The organism is Klebsiella sp. K47, from assembly GCF_051858335.1.
Classification (GTDB): Bacteria; Pseudomonadota; Gammaproteobacteria; order Enterobacterales; family Enterobacteriaceae; genus Klebsiella; species Klebsiella pneumoniae.
Genome location: NZ_JBPYUI010000010.1, coordinates 140,596 through 161,317, shown reverse-complemented (window position 1 = coordinate 161,317; position 20,722 = coordinate 140,596). Strand labels below are relative to the sequence as shown.

The 20,722-nt window shown below is 59.5% G+C and carries 19 protein-coding genes and 1 pseudogene; 15 read left to right on the top strand and 5 right to left on the bottom strand.

Annotation, left to right across the window (positions count from 1 at the left end):
• Positions 1 to 36 precede the first annotated feature (36 nt).
• The 4 genes from RRF55_RS12325 to RRF55_RS12310 all read left to right on the top strand — a co-directional run bounded on the left by RRF55_RS12325 (position 37) and on the right by RRF55_RS12310 (position 5,372).
• Positions 37 to 1,734, top strand: a complete 1,698-nt coding sequence (locus RRF55_RS12325) for an NAD-dependent malic enzyme (protein ID WP_002906125.1) — start codon at positions 37 to 39, stop codon at positions 1,732 to 1,734.
• A 183-nt stretch (positions 1,735 to 1,917) separates the two neighbouring features.
• The gene (locus tag RRF55_RS12320; protein WP_104456715.1) at positions 1,918 to 2,613 is read left to right on the top strand and encodes a glycosyl transferase; all 696 of its coding nucleotides are present in this window, start codon (positions 1,918 to 1,920) and stop codon (positions 2,611 to 2,613) included.
• The gene (locus RRF55_RS12315; RefSeq protein ID WP_335241239.1) at positions 2,610 to 3,296 is read left to right on the top strand and encodes a hypothetical protein; all 687 of its coding nucleotides are present in this window, start codon (positions 2,610 to 2,612) and stop codon (positions 3,294 to 3,296) included. The genes RRF55_RS12320 and RRF55_RS12315 overlap by 4 nt, the downstream gene beginning before the upstream one ends.
• A 360-nt stretch (positions 3,297 to 3,656) precedes the next feature.
• Complete coding sequence (locus RRF55_RS12310; protein WP_048331864.1) at positions 3,657 to 5,372, top strand: ABC-F family ATP-binding cassette domain-containing protein; 1,716 nt, start codon at positions 3,657 to 3,659, stop codon at positions 5,370 to 5,372.
• Between the two features lie 37 nt (positions 5,373 to 5,409).
• Here the strand turns inward: RRF55_RS12310 and RRF55_RS12305 are convergent, their stop codons facing one another.
• Both RRF55_RS12305 and RRF55_RS12300 read right to left on the bottom strand, forming a co-directional pair.
• The gene (locus RRF55_RS12305; RefSeq protein ID WP_032411172.1) at positions 5,410 to 6,363 is read right to left on the bottom strand and encodes a bifunctional helix-turn-helix transcriptional regulator/GNAT family N-acetyltransferase; all 954 of its coding nucleotides are present in this window, start codon (positions 6,361 to 6,363) and stop codon (positions 5,410 to 5,412) included.
• Between the two features lie 174 nt (positions 6,364 to 6,537).
• Positions 6,538 to 7,137 carry an inorganic diphosphatase gene (locus RRF55_RS12300; RefSeq protein WP_004180075.1) on the bottom strand — a complete coding sequence of 200 codons (600 nt, stop codon included), beginning with the start codon at positions 7,135 to 7,137 and terminating at the stop codon, positions 6,538 to 6,540.
• Positions 7,138 to 7,389: 252 nt separating this feature from the next.
• On the opposite strand from RRF55_RS12300, the gene adhP reads away from it, so the two are divergent.
• From adhP to RRF55_RS12265, 7 genes are all read left to right on the top strand, one after another.
• Complete coding sequence (gene adhP, locus RRF55_RS12295) at positions 7,390 to 8,400, top strand: alcohol dehydrogenase AdhP (protein ID WP_032411176.1); 1,011 nt, start codon at positions 7,390 to 7,392, stop codon at positions 8,398 to 8,400.
• A 169-nt stretch (positions 8,401 to 8,569) separates the two neighbouring features.
• Positions 8,570 to 10,192, top strand: a complete 1,623-nt coding sequence (locus tag RRF55_RS12290; RefSeq protein ID WP_087847722.1) for a TIGR04028 family ABC transporter substrate-binding protein — start codon at positions 8,570 to 8,572, stop codon at positions 10,190 to 10,192.
• A 10-nt stretch (positions 10,193 to 10,202) separates the two neighbouring features.
• A complete protein-coding gene (locus RRF55_RS12285; RefSeq protein WP_002906228.1) occupies positions 10,203 to 11,147 on the top strand; it encodes an ABC transporter permease in 945 nt (314 codons plus the stop codon).
• Entirely contained in the window at positions 11,144 to 11,992 is an 849-nt protein-coding gene (locus RRF55_RS12280; RefSeq protein ID WP_004148501.1) for an ABC transporter permease, read from the top strand. Before RRF55_RS12285 ends, RRF55_RS12280 begins: the two co-directional genes overlap by 4 nt.
• The gene (locus RRF55_RS12275; RefSeq protein WP_048331867.1) at positions 11,989 to 13,605 is read left to right on the top strand and encodes a dipeptide ABC transporter ATP-binding protein; all 1,617 of its coding nucleotides are present in this window, start codon (positions 11,989 to 11,991) and stop codon (positions 13,603 to 13,605) included. The genes RRF55_RS12280 and RRF55_RS12275 overlap by 4 nt, the downstream gene beginning before the upstream one ends.
• Positions 13,605 to 14,591 (top strand): putative FMN-dependent luciferase-like monooxygenase, encoded by a 987-nt coding sequence (locus RRF55_RS12270; RefSeq protein WP_004176005.1) that lies wholly within the window; start codon positions 13,605 to 13,607, stop codon positions 14,589 to 14,591. The genes RRF55_RS12275 and RRF55_RS12270 overlap by 1 nt, the downstream gene beginning before the upstream one ends.
• 9 nt (positions 14,592 to 14,600) lie before the next feature.
• Complete coding sequence (locus tag RRF55_RS12265) at positions 14,601 to 15,692, top strand: alkylhydroperoxidase domain protein (protein ID WP_064153378.1); 1,092 nt, start codon at positions 14,601 to 14,603, stop codon at positions 15,690 to 15,692.
• 6 nt (positions 15,693 to 15,698) lie between these two features.
• Here the strand turns inward: RRF55_RS12265 and araJ are convergent, their stop codons facing one another.
• On the bottom strand, positions 15,699 to 16,853 hold the full coding sequence (araJ, locus tag RRF55_RS12260; RefSeq protein WP_002906449.1) for an MFS transporter AraJ: 1,155 nt from the start codon (positions 16,851 to 16,853) through the stop codon (positions 15,699 to 15,701).
• Between the two features lie 264 nt (positions 16,854 to 17,117).
• Here araJ and RRF55_RS12255 point away from each other — a divergent pair, with 264 nt between their 5' ends.
• From RRF55_RS12255 to RRF55_RS12240, 4 genes and pseudogenes are all read left to right on the top strand, one after another.
• The gene (locus RRF55_RS12255; protein ID WP_002906451.1) at positions 17,118 to 17,558 is read left to right on the top strand and encodes a VOC family protein; all 441 of its coding nucleotides are present in this window, start codon (positions 17,118 to 17,120) and stop codon (positions 17,556 to 17,558) included.
• Positions 17,559 to 17,625: 67 nt separating this feature from the next.
• Positions 17,626 to 18,444: a polyphosphate kinase 2 gene (gene ppk2 / locus RRF55_RS12250; RefSeq protein ID WP_004180084.1), complete on the top strand. Its 819-nt coding sequence runs from the start codon at positions 17,626 to 17,628 to the stop codon at positions 18,442 to 18,444.
• Between the two features lie 178 nt (positions 18,445 to 18,622).
• A complete protein-coding gene (locus RRF55_RS12245; protein WP_004175994.1) occupies positions 18,623 to 18,808 on the top strand; it encodes a hypothetical protein in 186 nt (61 codons plus the stop codon).
• A pseudogene (locus RRF55_RS12240) lies at positions 18,805 to 19,131 on the top strand (CcdB family protein). The gene RRF55_RS12245 and the pseudogene RRF55_RS12240 overlap by 4 nt, the downstream one beginning before the upstream one ends.
• 52 nt (positions 19,132 to 19,183) lie before the next feature.
• On the opposite strand, the gene fdnI reads toward RRF55_RS12240, so the two are convergent.
• Both fdnI and fdxH read right to left on the bottom strand, forming a co-directional pair.
• Entirely contained in the window at positions 19,184 to 19,840 is a 657-nt protein-coding gene (fdnI, locus tag RRF55_RS12235) for a formate dehydrogenase-N subunit gamma (RefSeq protein ID WP_002906457.1), read from the bottom strand.
• A complete protein-coding gene (gene fdxH / locus RRF55_RS12230) occupies positions 19,833 to 20,717 on the bottom strand; it encodes a formate dehydrogenase subunit beta (protein WP_004143747.1) in 885 nt (294 codons plus the stop codon). The genes fdnI and fdxH overlap by 8 nt, the downstream gene beginning before the upstream one ends.
• Between the last annotated feature and the right edge of the window lie 5 nt (positions 20,718 to 20,722).

The following is a 20,722-nucleotide window of genomic DNA, read 5'->3' as shown; positions in this document are numbered from 1 at the left end:
CGCCGGGACTGTGGTCATGATCAAGGAGTTAGTGCGATGCAATTTACCCATAAGAAAAACCGTTCCCTGTACATCCCCTACGCGGGTCCCGTTCTGCTTGAATTCCCCCTGCTCAACAAGGGAAGCGCCTTCAGTATGGAAGAGCGCAGCAATTTCAATCTGCTCGGCCTGCTGCCGGAAGTGGTTGAAACTATCGAAGAGCAAGCGGAACGCGCCTGGATCCAGTATCAGGGATTCAAAACTGAAATCGACAAACATATTTATCTGCGTAACATCCAGGACACCAACGAAACCCTGTTTTATCGCCTGATCGGCAACCACCTTGAAGAGATGATGCCGGTTATCTATACCCCGACGGTAGGCGCGGCCTGCGAACGGTTCTCCGAGATCTATCGTCGCGCCCGCGGCGTCTTTATCTCCTACCAGAATCGCCATAACCTTGACGACATCCTGCAAAACGTCCCGAACCACAACGTGAAAGTGATTGTGGTCACCGATGGCGAGCGCATTCTCGGCCTCGGCGACCAGGGGATCGGCGGAATGGGGATCCCGATCGGTAAACTGTCGCTGTATACCACCTGCGGCGGCATCAGCCCGGCTTACACCCTGCCTATCGTGCTGGACGTCGGAACAAACAATCAGCAGCTGCTCGACGATCCGCTGTATATGGGCTGGCGCCATCCACGCATTACCGACGACGAGTACTATCAGTTCGTTGACGACGTGATCCAGGCGATTAAGGCCCGTTGGCCGGACGTGCTGCTGCAGTTTGAAGATTTTGCGCAAAAGAACGCCATGCCGCTGCTCAACCGCTACCGCAATGAAATCTGCTCGTTTAACGACGATATTCAGGGCACCGCGGCGGTGACCGTCGGGACGCTGATCGCCGCCAGCCGCGGCGCCGGTAGCCAGCTGAGCGAGCAAAAAATCGTCTTTCTCGGCGCGGGTTCGGCCGGCTGCGGTATCGCTGAACAGATTATCGCCCAGATCGTCCGCGAAGGACTCAGTGAAGAAGAGGCCCGCCAGCGCGTGTTTATGGTTGACCGCTTCGGCCTGTTAACCGACGGCATGCCTAATCTGCTACCGTTCCAGAACAAGCTGGTGCAAAAGCGTGAGCAGCTGCAGAGCTGGGATACCACCAGCGAGGCGCTGTCCCTGCTGGACGTAGTGCGCAACGTGAAGCCGAACATCCTGATCGGCGTCTCGGGTCAGCCGGGACTGTTCACGGAAGAGATTATCCGCGAGATGCACAAGCACTGCCCGCGGCCGATCGTGATGCCGCTCTCCAACCCAACCTCACGGGTGGAAGCGACGCCGCAGAATATCCTGAGCTGGACCGACGGCGAGGCGCTGGTCGCCACCGGCAGCCCATTCTCCCCGGTTACCGTGAAAGGCAAGCAGTATCCCATCGCCCAGTGCAATAACTCCTATATCTTCCCGGGTATTGGACTGGGGGTGATCGCCTCCGGCGCGTCGCGGGTCACAGACGAGATGCTGATGGCTGCCAGCGAAACCCTGGCGCAGCACTCGCCGCTGGTCAACAACGGCGAAGGTCCGGTGCTGCCGGAGCTGAAGGATATCCAGACCGTCTCACGGGCAATTGCCTTCGCGGTCGGCAAGGTGGCCCAGGAGCAAGGCGTGGCGGTGAAAACCTCCGCTGAAGCGCTGCTGCAGGCCATTAGCGATAATTTCTGGCTGCCGGAATATCGCAATTATCGCCGCACCTCGATTTAATCACGCTCACCGGGTCGACATATCGGCCCGGTTTTTAATAACGTCAGAATAATATCTCCCGCCACAGAAACGTTTTTTTCGCCCATATTCATTCATCGTAAAAATATAAAACGGATAGCATTTGCCGCGCGCCCTCCGCTGTGCAAAATAGTTGTTTCTCACCCCCTCACAACGGAATGTGAAATGCTAAAATTAACCCCTGGCGCGAATAAAGCGAATGCGATTCTGATCCGTATTGTCTTGTTTCTTATCGGCGGTATCGCCATCATCACCGGAATGTGCCTCTTCAGCGGTGATATGTGGATGCTCACCCCGCGGGCGGAACAGTATCGGCCCGCCACCGGCGATCTGGTGGATGTCGTCATCTATGAACCGAGTAAATTTTTCTTCGCTCTGCTCTACGTGTTTATTATTACCCTGGTCTGGCTGTTGGCGGTACGTAAAATCCCCTGGCGGCCGATACAGCATCCTATATTAGCGCTGATAATACTGATTGCCGCCGGGATAGTTATTTTCCTCCATCCGGAGGTCACACCCGGACGAGATGCCAGTATTCAGTACGGTAAACACAACATTTCTTACACTGCCATTTTCTGGAGCAAAACGAATTCAGATCGACATGTCACTCAACCCTCTAAATATGAAATTTTTGTTGAAGCGAAAGATCCCCGCTGGCTTATCGACAGAAACAATCTTCGCCGCGCCTGGCGCTGTGAAGTGCAGCGGCATACCCAGTTTTACACCCTGTCATTCAATGAGGGCTGGTTCCCGAACGGCGATCCGCAGGTCCTTGCCAACCAGTGTAGTCAGATTGCCGATCTGGATACGGTCTCTGAAGACGAGCTGCTTGTCACTAAAACCATCAGGAGCCGTAAATGAGCCAGCAAAAAATGGTTTTGCAGCCGATATTACGCCTCTGGCTGGGGCTGTTTAGCGGACTGTTGCTGGTGAGCGCCATCAGCGCCTTTCACGGTGAGTACTGGTATTTCGGCGATAAGCAGGCGTTTTACGCGGCGAAAGCCGGCGAGGTCTCTGTGCATGAACTCTATACGCCGGCGAAAATCCTCTTTGCTTTTATCGTCAGCACGATCCCGCCGCTGCTGTGGCTGCTGCTGGTTAACCGTCGGGCGCCGCGGCTGCTGACCCACACTCTCCCATCGGTGTTACTCCTGCTGGCGGGTTTGCTGTTTTTCTTCCTGAGACCCGACGTGATTCCCGGCGGGGAAACCCCTGTCTATCGCTACGGCGAGCGGGAGCGCTACTACCAGACGATACGCTGGCAGAAACCGGAGCCTAGCGCGTGGCGGGGTACCCGCTCTGAGTACAACGTGTATATCGAATATCGTGATCCCAGGGGATATCGCAAAGTCGACAATATTAAAAACGCCTATACCTGTGAAACCCACCGGGAGTCTCGCTTTTTTACCTTAACGACCGAAGAGGATTGGTATCCGGATTCGTATCCGAATATTCTCGAGGCTCCCTGCCAGGCGATAAAGGATCCCCAGGCGATGACGGAATATACCCGCGACCACGCCCGCTGGTTTCCCATTACGTTTTAGCAAACACACTAGCCTTCTGCGCCAACAATATCTCGCCGGTAATGGCACTGAACACGAAAACTGGTGGGTATCGGCCCCTGCCAGTTTTGTCACTGGCGTCGCTAGCCTTTCCCCACTACACTGCCAGCACCCACCCACTGACTGAATAAAAAAGGAGGCCCCCATGCTGTATTGTGAAATGTTTATTGTTTCACATGCCTTAGGCAATTGCGCCAGCTCAAGCGTTATCGGTATCGTGCTGCGATAACTATGGCTTGAGCGAAGACCCTTCACGCAATCCCTTCTCTCCGGCTTACCGGGTTATCGTCAGCGAGTTTTGACGAGGCATTTGCATGCCTGTAACTCTTGAGTAAGTTGACTATGAGTACATTACTAACTGCCCATGCGCTCCACGTGGAGACGGCTTTTGGGCCGCTGTTTAACTCCCTCTCCTTCACCCTGAAGAAAGGCGACCGGATCGGTCTCATCGGCCATAACGGTTGCGGCAAAAGCACCCTGCTGCAGGTGCTGGACGGCACCCTCGCGCCCACCTCGGGCAGCGTCTCGCTCGCCGGTCAGTGTCTGATGGCCCGCGTTGAACAGCATCTGCCGGAGGCGCTGCATACGCAGTCGCTGCTGCAGGCGGTGCTGGCCCCATTACCCGCCGACGCGCGGGAAGCACAGCGCTGGCTGGCCGAACGCCTGCTGGCGCAGATGGGCTTTACCCCGGCGGTGATGGAGCAGCAGACCGCCACCCTGAGCGGCGGCCAGCACACGCGTCTCCTGCTGGCCCGGGCGCTGATCCGCCAGCCTGATCTGCTCTTGTTGGATGAGCCTGGCAACCATCTCGATCTGCCCACCCTGCTGTGGCTGGAAAGCTTCCTGCAAACCTGGCAGGGGAGCTTCGTACTGGTGTCACACGACAACACCTTACTGGATGCTGTAACTAATACGAGTTGGATCCTCCGTGACCAGACGCTACATTGCTTCGCCTTGCCCTGCAGCGCTGCCCGTCAGGCACTGCAGGAGCAGGATGAAAGCGCCGCGTTACGTCATAAGGCGGAGCAAAAAGAGATCGACCGGGTCAGCGCCAGCGCCCGGCGGCTGGCCACCTGGGGTCGGGTCTATGACAATGAAGATCTCGCCCGCAAAGCCAAACAGATGGAGAAGCAGGTCGCCCGTCTGAAAGACGAGCAGACCGAGCTCAGCGTCGGCCCGCCGTGGCGCCTGGTGTTACAGGGGGACGCCCTGCCGGCCGACCGCCTTTTGGAGATGGACACCCTTCCCGTCTCGCCCGCGCCGGGTCAGCCATCCCTCTTCACCACCGGCGTGGCGCGCCTGCGCAGCGGCGATCGCGTGGCCATCATGGGACGTAATGGCGGCGGCAAATCGTCCCTGCTGCGCCTGCTGTGGCAGCAGATGAACAACGCATCGCCTCTCCCGGGGCTGCGCCTGCATCCCCGGTTGCACCCCGGCTACTATGACCAGACGCTGGCGCAGTTGCCGGACGAGGCCAGCCTGCTCGAGGCCCTGACGCCGTTTGCCCCGTCGGCGGACACCCGTAAACGGGCGCTGATCGCCGCCGGGTTTGGCTGGGCGAGACATAGCCAGAAGGTCAGCACCCTCAGCGGCGGCGAGCGATCGCGGCTGCTGTTCGTTGGCCTGTCGCTGGCGCGCTACAGTCTGCTGCTGCTGGATGAACCCACCAACCATCTTGATATGGAGGGTAAAGCGGCGCTGGCGCAGACGCTGCGCGATTACCCCGGCGGCGTGCTGCTGGTCAGTCATGACCGCCAGCTGATTAGCGAAAGCTGTAACCGCTTCTGGCTGATTGACAGCGCCGGGCTAACGGAGTGGCACAGCCTGGAGGAGGTCTATGCCCGTCTGCAGGCCGTGGCGCCCGCCCCGGACAGTCGGCTCGCTTTGCAGAGTACACCCGCCGGGGCTGACGATGATGAGGAGGCGCTGCTGGCGCGGCTGATTGACCTGGAGCAGTGGCTGGCTGACGACATGGCCCGCAAGCCAAAACATCAAAAGCCGTCACTGCAGGCACAGTGGCAAGAGGAGATTGACCGCCTGCTTAACCAACTGACGTAATCTCCATGTCCCCCCCACCGGCTAAGGCGCCACGCCCTTAGCCGGTGCTTTCGGACCGGGTAAACTGCTGCTCGGTCATTACCTTTCCCCACTGCTCCCCCTGCCATTCGCGGATTAACGTGAAGCCAAAGGATTCATACAATTTGCGGGCCGCGTCCAACCCTTTAAAGGTCCACAGCTGCACCGCGCTAAACTGGCGACTATCGCAGAAAGCCATCGCCTCGCTGAGGAGCCGCCTGCCAATGCCGGTTCCCCGGCAGCTGTCATCGAGAATGAACCAGCGCAAATGCGCCTCCTGCTGGCCGAGGTCCTCGCCATCGATAGCCAGCGAGCCGACGATTTTCCCTTCGCGGAGCGCCAGCCAGATCTGGTTGGCCGGGGAGGAGAGCCGGGTGGCAAATTCCGCTACGCCGCTGGCGACCTTACCTTCAAAAAAAGCGCCAAAGTCATGATGACGGGCGTAATACTCCCCGTGCATCTGGGCTATCCGGCCGATCATCCCCGGCTGGTAGCCGGTCATCAGCGAAATTTGCGGAGCCGTATCCGCAAGCGCGCTATCCCGACACTGCGCCAGCGCCCGGGCATAGGCCGCCAGTCCAGTGGCGACAGTTTGCTGCTGCGTCTCATCCAGATGGTCTAACGCCTCCACCACCTGACGGGTACCCCAGGCGTTAATTTTCGCCACCGTATCGTGCCCCTTTGCCGTCAGGGCGAGTGATTTCGCGCGCGCATCCTCCGCGCAAGGACGCTCCTCCAGCTCACCAGCCGCCAGCAGACGAGAGACCATCCGGCTGACGCTTGATTTTTCCAGTCCCAGCAACGTGACCAGCTGCGCGGCCGTCATCTCCCCCCTCATCGATACCTCAAGCAGGGTGTGCACCGCCGAAGGTGAATAATGGGTGGCGGCCAGCGTGGTGCTCATAAAGCCCAGCTCGCGCACCATTAACCGCGAGGCGGTACGAATCTGTTGGATTAAGGGGGTATCAGGCATGGCGGCGGGTCCAGAAAATGAAATGGTTGTACAATACAACCATCGCCTTCATCCTGCGTCAAGATGCAATATGGTGGGATAAGCGTTGTCGTGTGACGTGTGACGTGTGATTTTGCCGCCATAGGGATCGTGAAAGCGAATGCCGCAGGCGCCGGACAGCGCCCGCGATGAATATTATTGCGGGTTCTTCGCCTTCCAGGCCTCCCAGGCCGATTTGATCTCCTGCTTCGCGGCCGCGGCGTCATTAAAGCCGGCCAGCTCGACCTTTTTACGCCCCTCCGGCAGTTCTTTATAGACCCGGAAGAAGGCCTCCAGCCGCTGCTGTTCTATTTTCGGCAGATCGGAGATGGTCTTGATGTCGTCGTAGGTCGGGTCAATTTTACTGGCCGGTACGGCGATGATTTTGTCGTCTTTCTCACCGCCGTCTACCATCTTCAGCACACCAATTGCCCGCAGCTTAATCAGCGTGCCCGGGGCCATCGGCGCGCGGGTATAAAACACCACGTCCAGCGGGTCGCCATCCCCGGCCAGCGACTGGGTCAGCGAGCCGTAGTTCGCCGGGTAGGCCACCGGCATCGACTGAAAGCGGTCGGCGACGATAAACCCCGTTTTAGCATCGGTTTCGTACTTAATGATCCCGCCCGTCGGGATCTCAGTGACGGCGTAAAATTCTTCCGGGTTGTTTTCCGGCTGGGGAAATTCCAGCACATTGTGGGCCTGGGCGGCGGCGGACAAAAGCAGACCGGCGGTGAGGATGGTTTTTACCAGATGCATTGTTGTATCACTCTGTTGTTATAAGAAATTGATGCGCAAAACAATAGATTCGAGTGATGACAAAAACATGACCATTCAGCGTCAATATTATTACCTACCAAATATAGCGATATTGTCTGAATTTTGTGCTATCTCTGTAGCAAAAAGCCACATTCTGTACTAAGCGCCTTGTATTTTACCACTCAGCGTCTAATCCTTATTGGGTACTATTGCATTAATTAAGTTAATCAATTCCCCCACAAGGAGACAGGCATGAAGGCAGCTGTTGTTACCCACGACCATCAGGTTAACGTCACGGAAAAAACGCTGCGCCCGCTGGAATACGGCGAAGCGCTGTTGAAAATGGAATGCTGCGGCGTGTGTCATACTGACCTGCACGTGAAAAACGGCGATTTTGGCGATAAAACCGGCGTCATTCTCGGCCATGAAGGGATCGGGGTGGTACAAAAAGTCGGCCCGGGCGTCACCTCCCTGAAGCCGGGCGACCGCGCCAGCGTGGCGTGGTTCTTCGAAGGCTGCGGCCACTGCGATTACTGTAACAACGGCAACGAGACGCTCTGCCGCTCGGTGAAAAACGCCGGCTATACCGTCGATGGCGGCATGGCGGAAGAGTGCATCGTCACCGCCAACTACGCGGTAAAAGTTCCGGACGGCCTCGACTCCGCCGCCGCCAGCAGCATCACCTGCGCGGGCGTCACCACCTACAAAGCGGTCAAGGTCTCCCACATCAAACCGGGCCAGTGGATCGCCATCTACGGCCTCGGCGGGCTGGGTAACCTCGCGCTGCAGTATGCGAAGAATGTGTTTAACGCCAAAGTGATCGCTATCGACGTCAACGACGGACAGCTGGAGTTGGCGGCCTCGATGGGCGCCGACCTGACCATCAACTCCCGCAATGAAGATGCGGCGAAAGTGATTCAGGAAAAAACCGGCGGCGCCCACGCTGCGGTAGTAACCGCGGTGGCTAAAGCGGCCTTTAACTCGGCGGTGGATGCCGTTCGCGCCGGTGGCCGCGTGGTTGCGGTGGGCCTGCCGCCGGAGGCGATGAGCCTCGATATTCCGCGTCTGGTGCTGGACGGCATCGAAGTGGTCGGTTCGCTGGTCGGCACCCGTCAGGATCTGGTGGAAGCCTTCCAGTTTGCCGCCGAAGGCAAAGTGGTGCCGAAAGTCACCCTGCGTCCGCTGGAAGATATCAACGCTATCTTCAAAGAGATGGAGCAAGGTCAGATCCGCGGCCGTATGGTTATCGATCTGCGTAGCTAATCACCCGCGCCTCTCCCGTCCGGGAGAGGCGATCCCCCTGGCACGTCCTCTCGCTTCCCAACCCGGGAAGTAAATGCAATTTCCGCAAATGCTTAGCGCAATTCCTTGGTTCCTTTGTTTTTAGCCGCGCCCGATGATGGCAACACAATAGATAACAAAGGAATTCACCATGCATCGTCATTTTCGCCTGCCCGCGCTGGCCGCACTGTTTCTCACCGGCGCCTTTTCCGTCTGGGCCGCCGACACGCCGGTTAAAGGCGGCACCTTAATTTATCTGGAGCAGCAACCGCACACCAATCTCTATCCGCCCGCCGGCGGCTTTTACCCGAATGGCGGGATTCTCAATCAGATAACCGACAAGCTCACCTGGCAGAACCCGAAAACGCTGGAGATTGAGCCGTGGATCGCCGAGATCTGGACCAGCAATGCCGATAAAACCGAGTACACCTTCCACCTGCGCAAAGGGGTCACTTTCTCAGATGGCACACCGCTGGACGCCGCCGCCGTCGCCAAAAACTTCGATACCTATGGTCTGGGAGATAAAGCCCATCGTCTGCCCGTCTCGGAGGTCATCAATAACTACCAGCGCAGCGAAGTGATCGACCCGCTGACAGTAAAATTCTACTTCAACAAGCCGTCGCCGGGCTTCCTGCAGGGAACCGCCACCATCGGCTCCGGTCTGGTATCTCTCAGCACCCTGCAGCGTAATTTTGAAGAGCTGGGCGATGCCCGACATATTATCGGCTCCGGCCCCTTCGTCGTGCAGGATGAAAAACCAGGCCGCGAGCTGACGCTGGTGGCGCGCAAGGATTACAAGTGGGGGCCGAAAAACATTGCCCAGCAGGGGCCCGCTAACCTCGACGGCATCACCTATATTGTGACGCCGGAAGACAGCGTGCGTATCGGCGCGCTGCTGGCAGGTCAGGCGGGCTTTATTCGCCAGGTGCAGGCCTACGATGAAAAGCAGGCTACCGATCAGGGATTTAAGATCTACGCTGCCCCTACCCGCGGGGTCAACGACAGCCTGAGCTTCCGCCCGGATAACCCACTGGTCGCCGACCTGCGGGTGCGTCAGGCCCTGCTCCATGCCACCAACGCCAGGCAGGTGGTGGAGACGCTGTTCTCCGCTAACTACCCGCAAGCCACCTCCGTGCTGGCCAGCTCTGCCGCCGGCTATGTCAATCTCAGCGATAAACTCACCTTCGACCAGGCCAAAGCCCGGCAGTTGCTGGATGACGCCGGCTGGAAGCCCGCCGCCGACGGTATTCGCAGCAAAGACGGTCAGCGGCTGGCGCTGACCGTCTATGAGTCGCTGCCGCAGCCGCAAAATAAGGAAGTGCTGCAGCTGATCGCCCAGCAGTGGCGCCAGGTGGGTGTGGCGTTGACGGTCAAAGCCGGGGATGCCGGTAGCCGTACGCTGGATAACCTCGACCCGCAGAAAACTCCGCTCACCGTCTCAGAAGTGGGCCGCGCCGACCCGGATGTGGTGAAAAGTATGTTCTTCCCCAACAACCGCGATGCGCTGCTGCAGAAAGGCGGCTCCAGCGATAAAGTGCAGCGCTTCCGCGATGATAAGCTCAATGACCTGCTGACCGGCATCTCCGCGGCGGTTGAGCCGCAGCAGCGCTTGCAGTTAACCGGTGACGCCCAGCGCTATCTGATCGATAACGCCTATGTGATCCCTATTTTCGAAGAGCCGCAGGTGTTCGCCGGCGCGCCGTGGGTCAAAGGCGTCAGCTTCGAGGCCGTCGGTCGTCCGTCGTTCTACGGCGCGTGGCTGGACAAGCACTAAGAGGCCGGTTATGAGCGCTTATCTTCTGCGACGATTCGGCCAGGGGCTGCTGGTCCTGTGGGCGGCCTTTACCCTCACCTTTTTCCTGCTGCAGGTCCTGCCGGGGGATGCGGTGCTGATCAAGTTTCAGAACCCGGACCTCGGCCTGAGCCCGGCGCAAATTGCGGAGATGCGGCTGGCCTACGGCGCCGATAGCCCGCTGTGGCGCCAGTACCTGCACACGCTGCTGGCGATGCTGCACGGCGACTTCGGCTATTCCCTGCAGGCGGGTCTGGCGGTCAGCAGTCTGATTGCCAGCAACCTGCCGGATACCTTAAGCCTCGCGCTGCCGGCCTTCCTGCTGGCGGTGGCGCTGGCGTTCGCCCTCGCTTTCGCCTCGCGGCTGCCGGGGCTGCGCTGGCTGAGCAATTTTCTGCAGTCGCTACCGGTGCTGTTTATCTCTCTACCTACCTTTTGGTTGGGTATCGCCCTGATCCAGCTCTTCTCGTTTCAGTTGCGCTGGATCCCGGTGATCAACCCCGGCCCACTGGAAGGACTGATTTTACCGGTTATCGCCGTCGCACTGCCCATTTCCGCCCCACTGGCGCAGATCCTGATGCGCAGCATGGATCAGGTGGCGGTTCAGCCCTTCGTCGCGGTCGCCCGCGCCAAGGGCATGAGCGAAACGGGCGTCCTCTGGCGCCATGTGATGGGGAATGCCCTGCTGCCGGCGCTGAATATTGCCGGGCTGCTGCTCGGCGAACTGATTGCCGGGGCGCTGATCACCGAGACCGTCTTCGGCCGCAGCGGCCTCGGCCAGCTGACCCAGCAGGCGGTCAATAACCAGGATATCGCCGTACTACAGGCGGTGGTGATGATCTCCGCCCTCGGTTTCGTCCTGATCAACCTGCTGGTCGACCTGGTCATGCCGCGACTGGATCCCCGACTCCATTTACAGACCGGAGGTGCGAAATGAGCCTGGTCGACTATACCATCGCGGTTCGCCGCCGCCCGGAGTGGCGTAGAGTGCGCCTGCAGCCTGGCCTGTGGCTGGCGTGGGCGGTGATGATCGCCGCCCTGTTAATGGCCATTGCCCCACAGTGGTTTACCTCCGCTAACCCGCTGGAGGGGATCCCCGGCGCTCAGCGCCTGGCGCCGCAGGCGCACTACTGGCTGGGTACCGACCAGCTGGGGCGCGACCTGTGGACGCGGGTGGTTTACGGCGCGGTACATTCCCTGTCGGCGGCGCTGATCGCCGTCGCCATCGGCCTGGTGGTGGGTACCGCCCTTGGCACCCTCGCCGGGGCGCTGGCCGGACGCGTGGAATCCACCATCATGCGCCTGGTCGATGTCCTGCTGGCCATCCCCTCCCTGCTGCTGCAGCTCACGGTGATTATTCTGCTGGGTTTCGGCACGGTGAATGCGGCGGTGGCGGTTGGCGTCGCGGCTATCGCCAGCTTCGCGCGCCTGGCGCGAGCAGAAGTGGTGCGTGTGCGCCACAGCGATTACGTCGAGGCGGCCCGGGGCAGCGGCGGCACCTTTTTCGCCGTCTTCTGGCGCCATATTCTGCCCAACTCGCTCACTGCGGTGCTTGCTTTCGCGACGCTGCAGTTCGGTCAGGCGATGTTGGCCCTGGCCACCCTCAGTTTCCTCGGCTACGGCACCCCGCCGCCGGTCCCGGAGTGGGGACTACTGATCGCCGAAGGTCGCAATTACCTGTCAACCGCCTGGTGGCTGACCACCTTCCCCGGCCTCGCCGTGGTCGCCGTGGTCCTTGCCGCCAATCGTCTTAGCCGCCAGTGGAGTGGAGCACGCCCATGACCGTTTTGTCCGTTGAAGATCTACGCATCAGCTACCGCTCGCGGGGCGAATGGCGCGAGGTGGTGCACAACATCAGCTTTTCCATCCAGCGCGGCGAAATGCTGGCCTTCGTCGGAGAATCCGGCTCGGGGAAAACCACCACCGCGCAGGCCATTATCGGCCTGCTGGCGGATAATGCCCGCCGGGATGCCGGGCGGATTGTCCTCAATGGCGAAGTGATTAGCGACTGGTCGGATATACGCCTGAATCGCCTGCGCGGAGTGAGCATCAGCCTGGTCCCGCAGGATCCCGGTAATTCGCTCAACCCGGTAAAAACCATTGGTCAGCAGGTGGAAGAGATCCTGCGGCTGCATCAGTCCCTCTCCGCCGCTGAGCGCCGACAGCAGGTTCTTAACCTGCTCGCTAAAGTCGGTCTCAGCCACCCGGAACAGCGTTTTGACCAGTATCCGCATCAGCTGTCTGGCGGGATGAAACAGCGGGTGCTGATAGCCATCGCCATTGCCCTGCAGCCGGATCTGATTATTGCCGACGAGCCCACCAGCGCCCTCGACGTCACAGTGCAGAAGCGCATTCTCGACCTGCTCGATATCCTGCGTCGCGAGTCGGGCACCGCCGTGCTGTTTGTCACCCACGATCTGGCGCTGGCCGCCGAACGCGCCGACCGGATCATGGTGTTTCGCCAGGGAGAGATTCAGGAACAAGGCGCCACCGAGGCGATTGTCCAGCGTCCGCAGCATCCTTACACCCGCCAGCTGCTCCACGACCTGCAGGATGCGCCGTTGAGGCTAACAGCGGCGCGTCACCGGCCGCTGGCCACGCCGGCCATTCGCGTGGAGGGGATCAGCAAACGCTTCTCGCTGGGCAAACAGGCGCTGCAGGCGCTCGACAGCGTCAGCTTTGAGGTCAGACGCGGCAGCACCCATGCGCTGGTGGGCGAATCCGGCTCCGGGAAAACCACCCTGGCGCGGATCCTGCTGGGCTTTGAGCGCGCCGACGCCGGACAGGTCACCATCGACGGTATTGACGCCGGGCATCTCAGCCGCGAGGCACAGCGTCAGCTGCGGCGCAAGATCCAGTTTGTCTACCAGAACCCCTTCGCTTCGCTCGACCCGCGCCAGACGCTGTTTGCGATTATCGAAGAGCCGTTAAAAAACTTTGAGCGCCTCAGCGCGGCGACGCGTCGCCAGCGTGTGGAGAGCGTTGCCGCCCGGGTGGCCCTGGCCCCCGAGCTGCTGTCGCGTACGCCGCGGGAGCTTTCCGGCGGCCAGCGCCAGCGGGTGGCGATTGCCCGGGCGCTGATCCTCGAGCCGGCGATACTGGTCCTTGACGAAGCGACTTCGGCGCTCGACGTCACCGTTCAGGCGCAGATCCTCACCCTGCTGCAGCAGCTACAGCAGCAGCTGGGTCTGAGCTACCTGTTCATTACCCACGATCTGGCGACGGTCAGGCGGATCGCCGACAGCGTCACGGTGCTGCGCGCCGGCCAGGTGGTGGAGCATGGCGACGTAAACCGCCTGTTCGCCGCCCCGCAGCAGGCCTACACCCGCGAACTGATCGCCGCCATTCCCCAGGTTTCCTCCCGCTTAGCACAGGCCCACACGGAGAACGCATAATGCCAAAACGCCTCGGTTTTTTTACCCGTCTGCTCGATCAGGGCTCCGCGCAAACGCGCTACCGGCTGGCGGCCGAACAGATCCGCCACGCGGAGCGTTTGGGCTTCGACAGCGCATGGATTGCCCAGCACCATTTTCATGAACAGGAAGGCGGCCTGCCTTCACCGCTGGTGTTTCTCGCCCACGTCGCGGCGCAGACCGACCGGATCCGCCTCGGTACGGCGATTATCACCTTGCCGATGGAAAATCCGCTGCGCGTCGCCGAAGACGCGGCGGTACTGGATTTACTCACCGACGGACGTCTGGAGGTGGGTTTTGGCTCCGGCGGCACGCCAACCTCGTTTCTGCCCTTCGGCCTGACCAGCGAGCAGCGCGGGGCGGCGTTTGCCGACCATCTGCACCTGATCCATAGCGCCTGGCGCGGCGACACGCTAAGCCACCCGGACAACCGTCTCTATCCGCCGGCGCCGCAGTTGGCGGAGCGTATCTGGATCGCCACCTTCTCTGCGGAGGGCGCCATCCGCGCCGGTCAGGCGGGACACGGGTTGATGCTGTCCCGCACCCAGCCACGGCCACCCGGCGAGCCACGTCTGCCGCTGGACGCCATTCAGAACCCGATCATTGACGCCTACCTGGCGGCGCTGCCGGACGGCGTTGCGCCGCGGATCCTCGCCTCGCGCACCGCCTTCGTCGCCGACAGTCACGCCCACGCCCTGCAGGTCGCCGAGCCCGGTCTGCGCAAGCAGGCGACTCAGCACCGGGCGGCGGGTCATACGATAGAAGGTGACAGTGTCACCGACTATCTGCAACAGCTGGATGCCCACGTTGGCGATCCTGAGCATGTTATTGCCTCCCTGGCGCAGGACAGCGTGCTGGCCCGCGCCACCGATATTTCGTTTCAGGTGCACTCGGTCGAGCCTTCGCACCGGGATACGCTGCGTTCCATTGAGCTGATCGCCCAGCATATTGCCCCCCACATCAGATAAGGAGTCCCCATGACGCTGAGTCAGGATATTCTGGCCGAACTGGCGGAGATTACCCCCGGTTCCCCGCTTTATCAGGCGCGCGCCGTCCGCGATGCCGCCACCCGTCACGCCCAGGGAAGTTATGAAGTGCTGTTCCGCCAGCAGGACGCTGACTTTCCTCTTGATGAACGCTTCGCGGTGGCCGCGAAGGTGGCGAAACTGCACCAGGCGGACGCGCTGGCGGCGCACTATGCCGGTTTCGGCCTCGCCGATCCGACCACCGATCGTCTGGTCCCGGCGCTGGCCTTTGCCCGCCTGCTCACCTTCACCCCCGTTGAAGCCACTCCCGGCGCGCTGCACACCTTAACCAGCGCGGGCTGGAGCCTGCGGGGCATCGTCACCCTGGCGCAGCTGGTAGCCTTTGTCAGCTTCCAGAGCCGACTGCTGCTGGGCCTGCGGACGCTCAACCATAAGCCCATCGTCAGCGCAGATACGCCGCTGGTCGCCGGATACTGGCATACCACCCCGTACGCGCAGAGCGGCAAAGCGGCCCCGGTTCGCTTCACCCGCGACGAGCTGCACTGGGAACCCTGGCTGGCCGATAAACCGCTGGCGGAATTCAACGCTGAAGAACAGGCGATTCTGGCCAAATATGGCCATAGCGACTCCCCCTACTTTCGCCTGCTGGCGCGCAACCAGCCGGTGCTGGAGCAGCGGACCCTGACCGATAGGGGCATTTTCTATACCGCGGGAGGATTGCCGCGCGCCGAACGCGAGCTGGCCGCCACGGTCGCCAGTAAAATCAACGGCTGTATCTACTGCGCCTCGGTGCATGCCCGCAAAGCGGCGCAGCTGGCGAAGGACGAGACCGCCGTCGACACGCTGCTGGCGGTGACGCCGGGAGAGGATCTGCGCGACGGGCAATCGCCGCGCTGGCAGGCGGAAATCGACGCCGCCGCCGCGCTATCGGTGACGCCACCCGCGTTAAACGCCGATCATCTGGCGGCGCTTGATGAGCAGGGCTTAGATACTCTGGCCCAGCTGGATCTGCTGCAGTCCGCGGCCTTTTTCGCCTGGGCCAACCGCCTGATGCTTACCCTGGGCGAACCCTGGCGTGAGTAGGCGTCGTTAGTAAGCTTGTCGCCGCTGATGGCAGCCATAGATGAGCAAGGCGCTCATCGCCAGAAACGACAGCGCGGCGGCGGGGAGCGCCACGCTGTTCCAGCCAAAGCCCTGGGCGATCATCATTCCGCCGCAGAAGGCGCCGATGGCGCTGCCGAGGTTAAAGGCGATCTGTCCCCCGGCCGCCCCCAGCATCTCGCCGCCTTTGGCGTTCTGCAGCAGCAGGATCTGCAGCGGCGCTGACAGGGCGAATAGTCCCGCGCAGCAGAGAAACGCCAGCGCCAGCGAAGCGACTTTCTGTTCACCGAAGGCAAAGATCAGCAGCAGCGTCACGGCAATGACCCCGTCGGTCATGGCCGCAATGCGCAGCGGGCTGTAGCGCCCGGAAATTTTGCCGCTGAACAGATTGCCGACCACCATTCCCAGCCCCGCCAGCATCATAATCAGCATCATCTTGCTTTCAGCAAAGCCGGATACATTGAGCATAAAGGGCTTGATATAGCTGAACCAGGCAAACACGCCGGCGTTACCGAACATGGTGGCGGCGAAAATCAGCCACGGCGCCGGGGAGGCAAGAAAACGGAACTGCTCGCGCAGCCGCGTGCTGGCCCGGTCATAAAGCGTGGGCACCCAGCAGAAGATCGCCAGAAATACCGCCACGTTAAATACCGCGATAAGCGCAAAGGTATAGCGCCAGCTGAAGTGATGCCCAAGCCAGGTGCCACCCGGGACGCCAACCAGGTTAGCGATCGTCATGCCGCCAATCATCCCCGCCACCGCGGCGGTCACCTTCCCCGGCGGCGCGATTTTCGACAGGATAATCGCGCCGACGCCAAAAAACGCCCCGTGGGGAAACCCGGAAACCAGCCGGCCAAGCGCCAGCATGGCGTAGCTACTGGAGAAGGTAAACAGAGTATTGCCGAGAATACACAGGCCAGCCAGGAACAGCATCACCGATTTCAGGGAAAACCGGCTGGAGAGCAGCGCCATGATCGGCGCGCCGATCACCACGCCGAAGGCATACCAGGCAATCATATTGCCGGCGGCGGGTATGGATATTCCGACATCGTGCGCCATATCCGGCAGCACGCCCATAATGCCAAACTCCGCCATGCCAAGTCCAAAGGTGCCCAGCGCCAGTGAAAAAATCGTTTTTTTCATACATCTTATAGGGGTATTGAGAGCCGGCCGGCATTATTTACCATCCCGCCCCGACACACCAGCTAAAAACGCCCGACGGCAGTTTCCTCCATACAACAGCCTGATTCGTTCATGTTCCCCAGCCGCGTGGCATACCGGCGGCATGGTTTCGCAGTAACAATCCCCTATCAAAATCAGTGAGCTCAAAGAGATAAACACCTCATTGATCTCAAGTTAACTTGAGGTTGTAAAGTCAAAACATCGTTCACCTTGGGAGAATTATCCATGCAAAGTGTTGATGTCGGTTTTACTCATGTCGCCTTTACCGTCCGCTGTCTGGCCAGCAGCATCGATTTTTATACCCGCTATACCGCGATGACCGTCATTCACCAGCGCGAGCCCGACCTCCCCTCGGCGCGGAAAGTGGCATGGCTCAGCGACCGCACCCGGCCTTTCGCCCTGGTGCTGGTGCAAAGTGACGATCCGGCCGATACGCCGCTGGGACCGTTCGGCCATCTCGGCGTCGCCTGCGCCACCCAGGCCGAGATCGATGAGAAAGTGGCCCTCGCACGGCGGGAAGGTGTTTTACGCCGGGAGCCGGAGCAGCTGGGCGATCCGGTGGGCTATTTCGCTTTCTTTGCCGACCCGGACGGTAACACCCTGGAGCTGTCGTGGGGGCAGCGGGTGGGACTGGAAGTCATCCTGGCGGGAAAACCCGGCGAATAATTTTCCACCGCCTCGCCGGGGGAGGATTACACTTCAAAGGGATACCTCGGCAACACGGAGCATGGCGATGGGCAACAAGAAAAGCGGTAATCCGGTCGACACGGCGGCAAAAATCGCGCCGCTCGACAACAAAGCGTACGAGAAAGCGCTGCGCAAACTCCACGTTGAGCTGGTGAAACTGCAGCGCTGGGTGGTACACAAAGGACTGAAAGTGTGCATTGTCTTTGAAGGCCGGGACGGCGCCGGGAAAGGCGGCACCATTAAGGCCATCACCGAGCGCGTCAGCCCGCGTATCTTCCGAGTCGTCGCCTTACCCTCGCCCACCGAGCGCGAAAAAAGCCAGCTTTACTTTCAGCGCTATATCAAGCATCTCCCGGCGGCCGGCGAAATCGTGATTTTCGATCGCAGCTGGTATAACCGCGCCGGCGTCGAACGGGTGATGGGCTTTTGTACGCCGGAGGAGGTGCAGAAGTTCCTCGACGGCGCGCCGATGGTGGAGCGCGGCATGGTCGAATCGGGCATTATTCTGCTCAAGTACTGGCTGGAGGTCTCTCCGCAGGAGCAGGAGCGCCGTCTGCGGGATCGCATCGACGACGGGCGTAAAATCTGGAAGCTCTCGCCGATGGACATTAAGTCTTTCAACCGCTGGGATGAATATACCGCTGCCCGCGACGCCATGTTCGCCGCCACCGATACCGCCTGGGCGCCGTGGTTCGTCGCCCGCTCAGAGGATAAAAAGCGCGTGCGTCTGAATATCATCACCCATCTGCTGTCGCAGATCCCCTATGAAGCTTTACCGGTGGAGCCTGTGACGCTGCCGAAGCGCAAAATTGGCAAAATGAAACAGACTAATTTTCCTTTCCGCTTTATTCCGGAGAAGTTTTGATTATTTCCCGTCGCGCTGGTTAATGCCAGCGCCAGGTTTATTACTATAACCATGAATATTTCAGGCTGTTACTTCCCTCTGGAAGCTGTCTCGCAAAATAAATATTAAACTTACTGCTGGTATTTATTTTTTAGTGGGTAAAGTAAATAATCACAGAACCAACCGCAAGGAGCCTATGATCAAAAGTAATACGCTACGTAAAAGACCCACTGACGTACCCGTCCAGAAGGCGTCAGAACAGCCAGGTAAGGATTTACGAGAAGCAGATAAACAGCGACAGCACAAGGAATTCATTGCCGCAATGAATGAATTTATTGCAAAAGGAGGCACTCTTACTGATGATGAATTTTTCAGGGTGCTATGATGCTTGAATAATTCAATGTTTATCGAAATTGTTCTGCTCAGACAAATAAAATCCTGCCATATTATATGATCGTGCAGAATGATTATTATGCAGACCTGGCCACGAGAGTCATTATTCCTTTAATGCGACCACAACAGTTACCACGCTGGCATCAGCATGCCGTACCAAGGATAAATATAGAATTTGACAGCTTTTTACTTTGTACGCCAATGAGCAGTAACTTAAATAATAAACGGATCCCGCCACAGGATTTCGTCTGCAATCTGAGTCATGCGCGCCAGGGCGTTATCGATTCAATCGATACACTTATCACGAACTGCTGACTGCCGGGAACCCGCTCCGACATCTCCGGAGCGGGTTTCGCGCCGTGAAGGCTTACTTCATCCCTTCACGACTCTCTTTCATCGCTTCCAGGCGTTCGACATCGCGATACCAGCGCGGGTGGTGTTTCTTCGCCCAGCGGCGGCTCACCTTGCCTTCAATCATTCCCTTAATCGACCCCTTCACCCAGAACGCCATATACATATGGATAAGGATGGCGTGGATCAGAATGATGGCCGATGTTGCGTGAATCAGCAGGCTATAGCGAATCACCTGCATCGGGAAATATTCCGCAAAATATGGGCGCCAGATAATCACCCCGGTCACCAGCAGCACGAAAATCATGCTCATGATGGTCCAGAACATCATCTTCTGCCCGGCGTTATACTTACCGACGCGCGCCACCTTATGCTCGTTGCCTTTCAGCACCTCGACGATGCCTTTCAGCCACGGAATATCCTGTTTATCAGGGATGTTGTGGTGGACAAAGCGCACGAACATAAACATCAGCGCGACAAAAATCAGCACCCCAAAGAACGGGTGCAGAATACGCCCCATCTGCGGCGTGCCGAAGGTTTCCGTTAGCCACTGTAGCGTCGGAAAGAAGAACGATATTCCCGACAGCGCCACGAGGAAGAAACAGATAACCACCGTCCAGTGACAGGCGCGATCGATAAACGTTGTACGCACAATCATCTTCGATTTACTCATCATGCTTCTCCTCGTCGTCGTCAACTTCCTTGTTCGGCCCGATACCGATGTAGTGGTAAATCAGCCCGGCGAAGGTGGCGATAAAGCCCGCCGCCGCCAGCGGTTTCAGCGCCCCCTTCCACAGACTGATACTGGTATCGATCTGCGGTTCCTTCGGCAGCTTGTGATACAGCTCCGGCTGGTCGGCATGATGCAGGACGTACATCACGTGGGTTCCGCCGACGCCCGGCGGGTTGTAAATCCCGGCGTTGGCATAACCGCGTTTTTTAAGCTTAGCCACCCGCTCCTCGGCCACCTCCAGCATCTCTTTCTTCGTACCGAAGTGGATCGCGCCGGTAGGACAGGTTTTCACGCAGGCCGGTTCCTGGCCGACGCTGACCCGATCCACGCACAGGGTGCATTTATAGACCCGGTTATCCTCTTTATTGAGGCGCGGGACGTTAAACGGACACCCCGCAATGCAGTAGCCGCAGCCGATGCAGTTTTCCTGCTGGAAATCGACGATGCCGTTGGCGTACTGAATAATCGCCCCGGCGGATGGGCAGGCCTTCAGGCAGCCCGGCTCTGCGCAGTGCATACAGCCATCCTTGCGGATAAGCCACTCCAGTTTGCCGTTCTGTTCGGTCTCGCTAAAACGCATTACCGTCCAGGATTTGGCGCTGAGATCCGCCGGGTTGTCGTACACCCCGACGCAGTGCCCCACGTCATCGCGGATGTCATTCCACTCGGAACAGGCCACCTGGCAGGCTTTACAGCCCACGCAGGAGGAGACATCGATAAGCTTGGCGACTTCCGCTTTATAGTCCCGCGCGCGCGGCGCGGGGGTGATCGGGTTGGTCGCGGAGCGTTTAATAATGTCTTGGGTTTCCATCGCCATTGAAT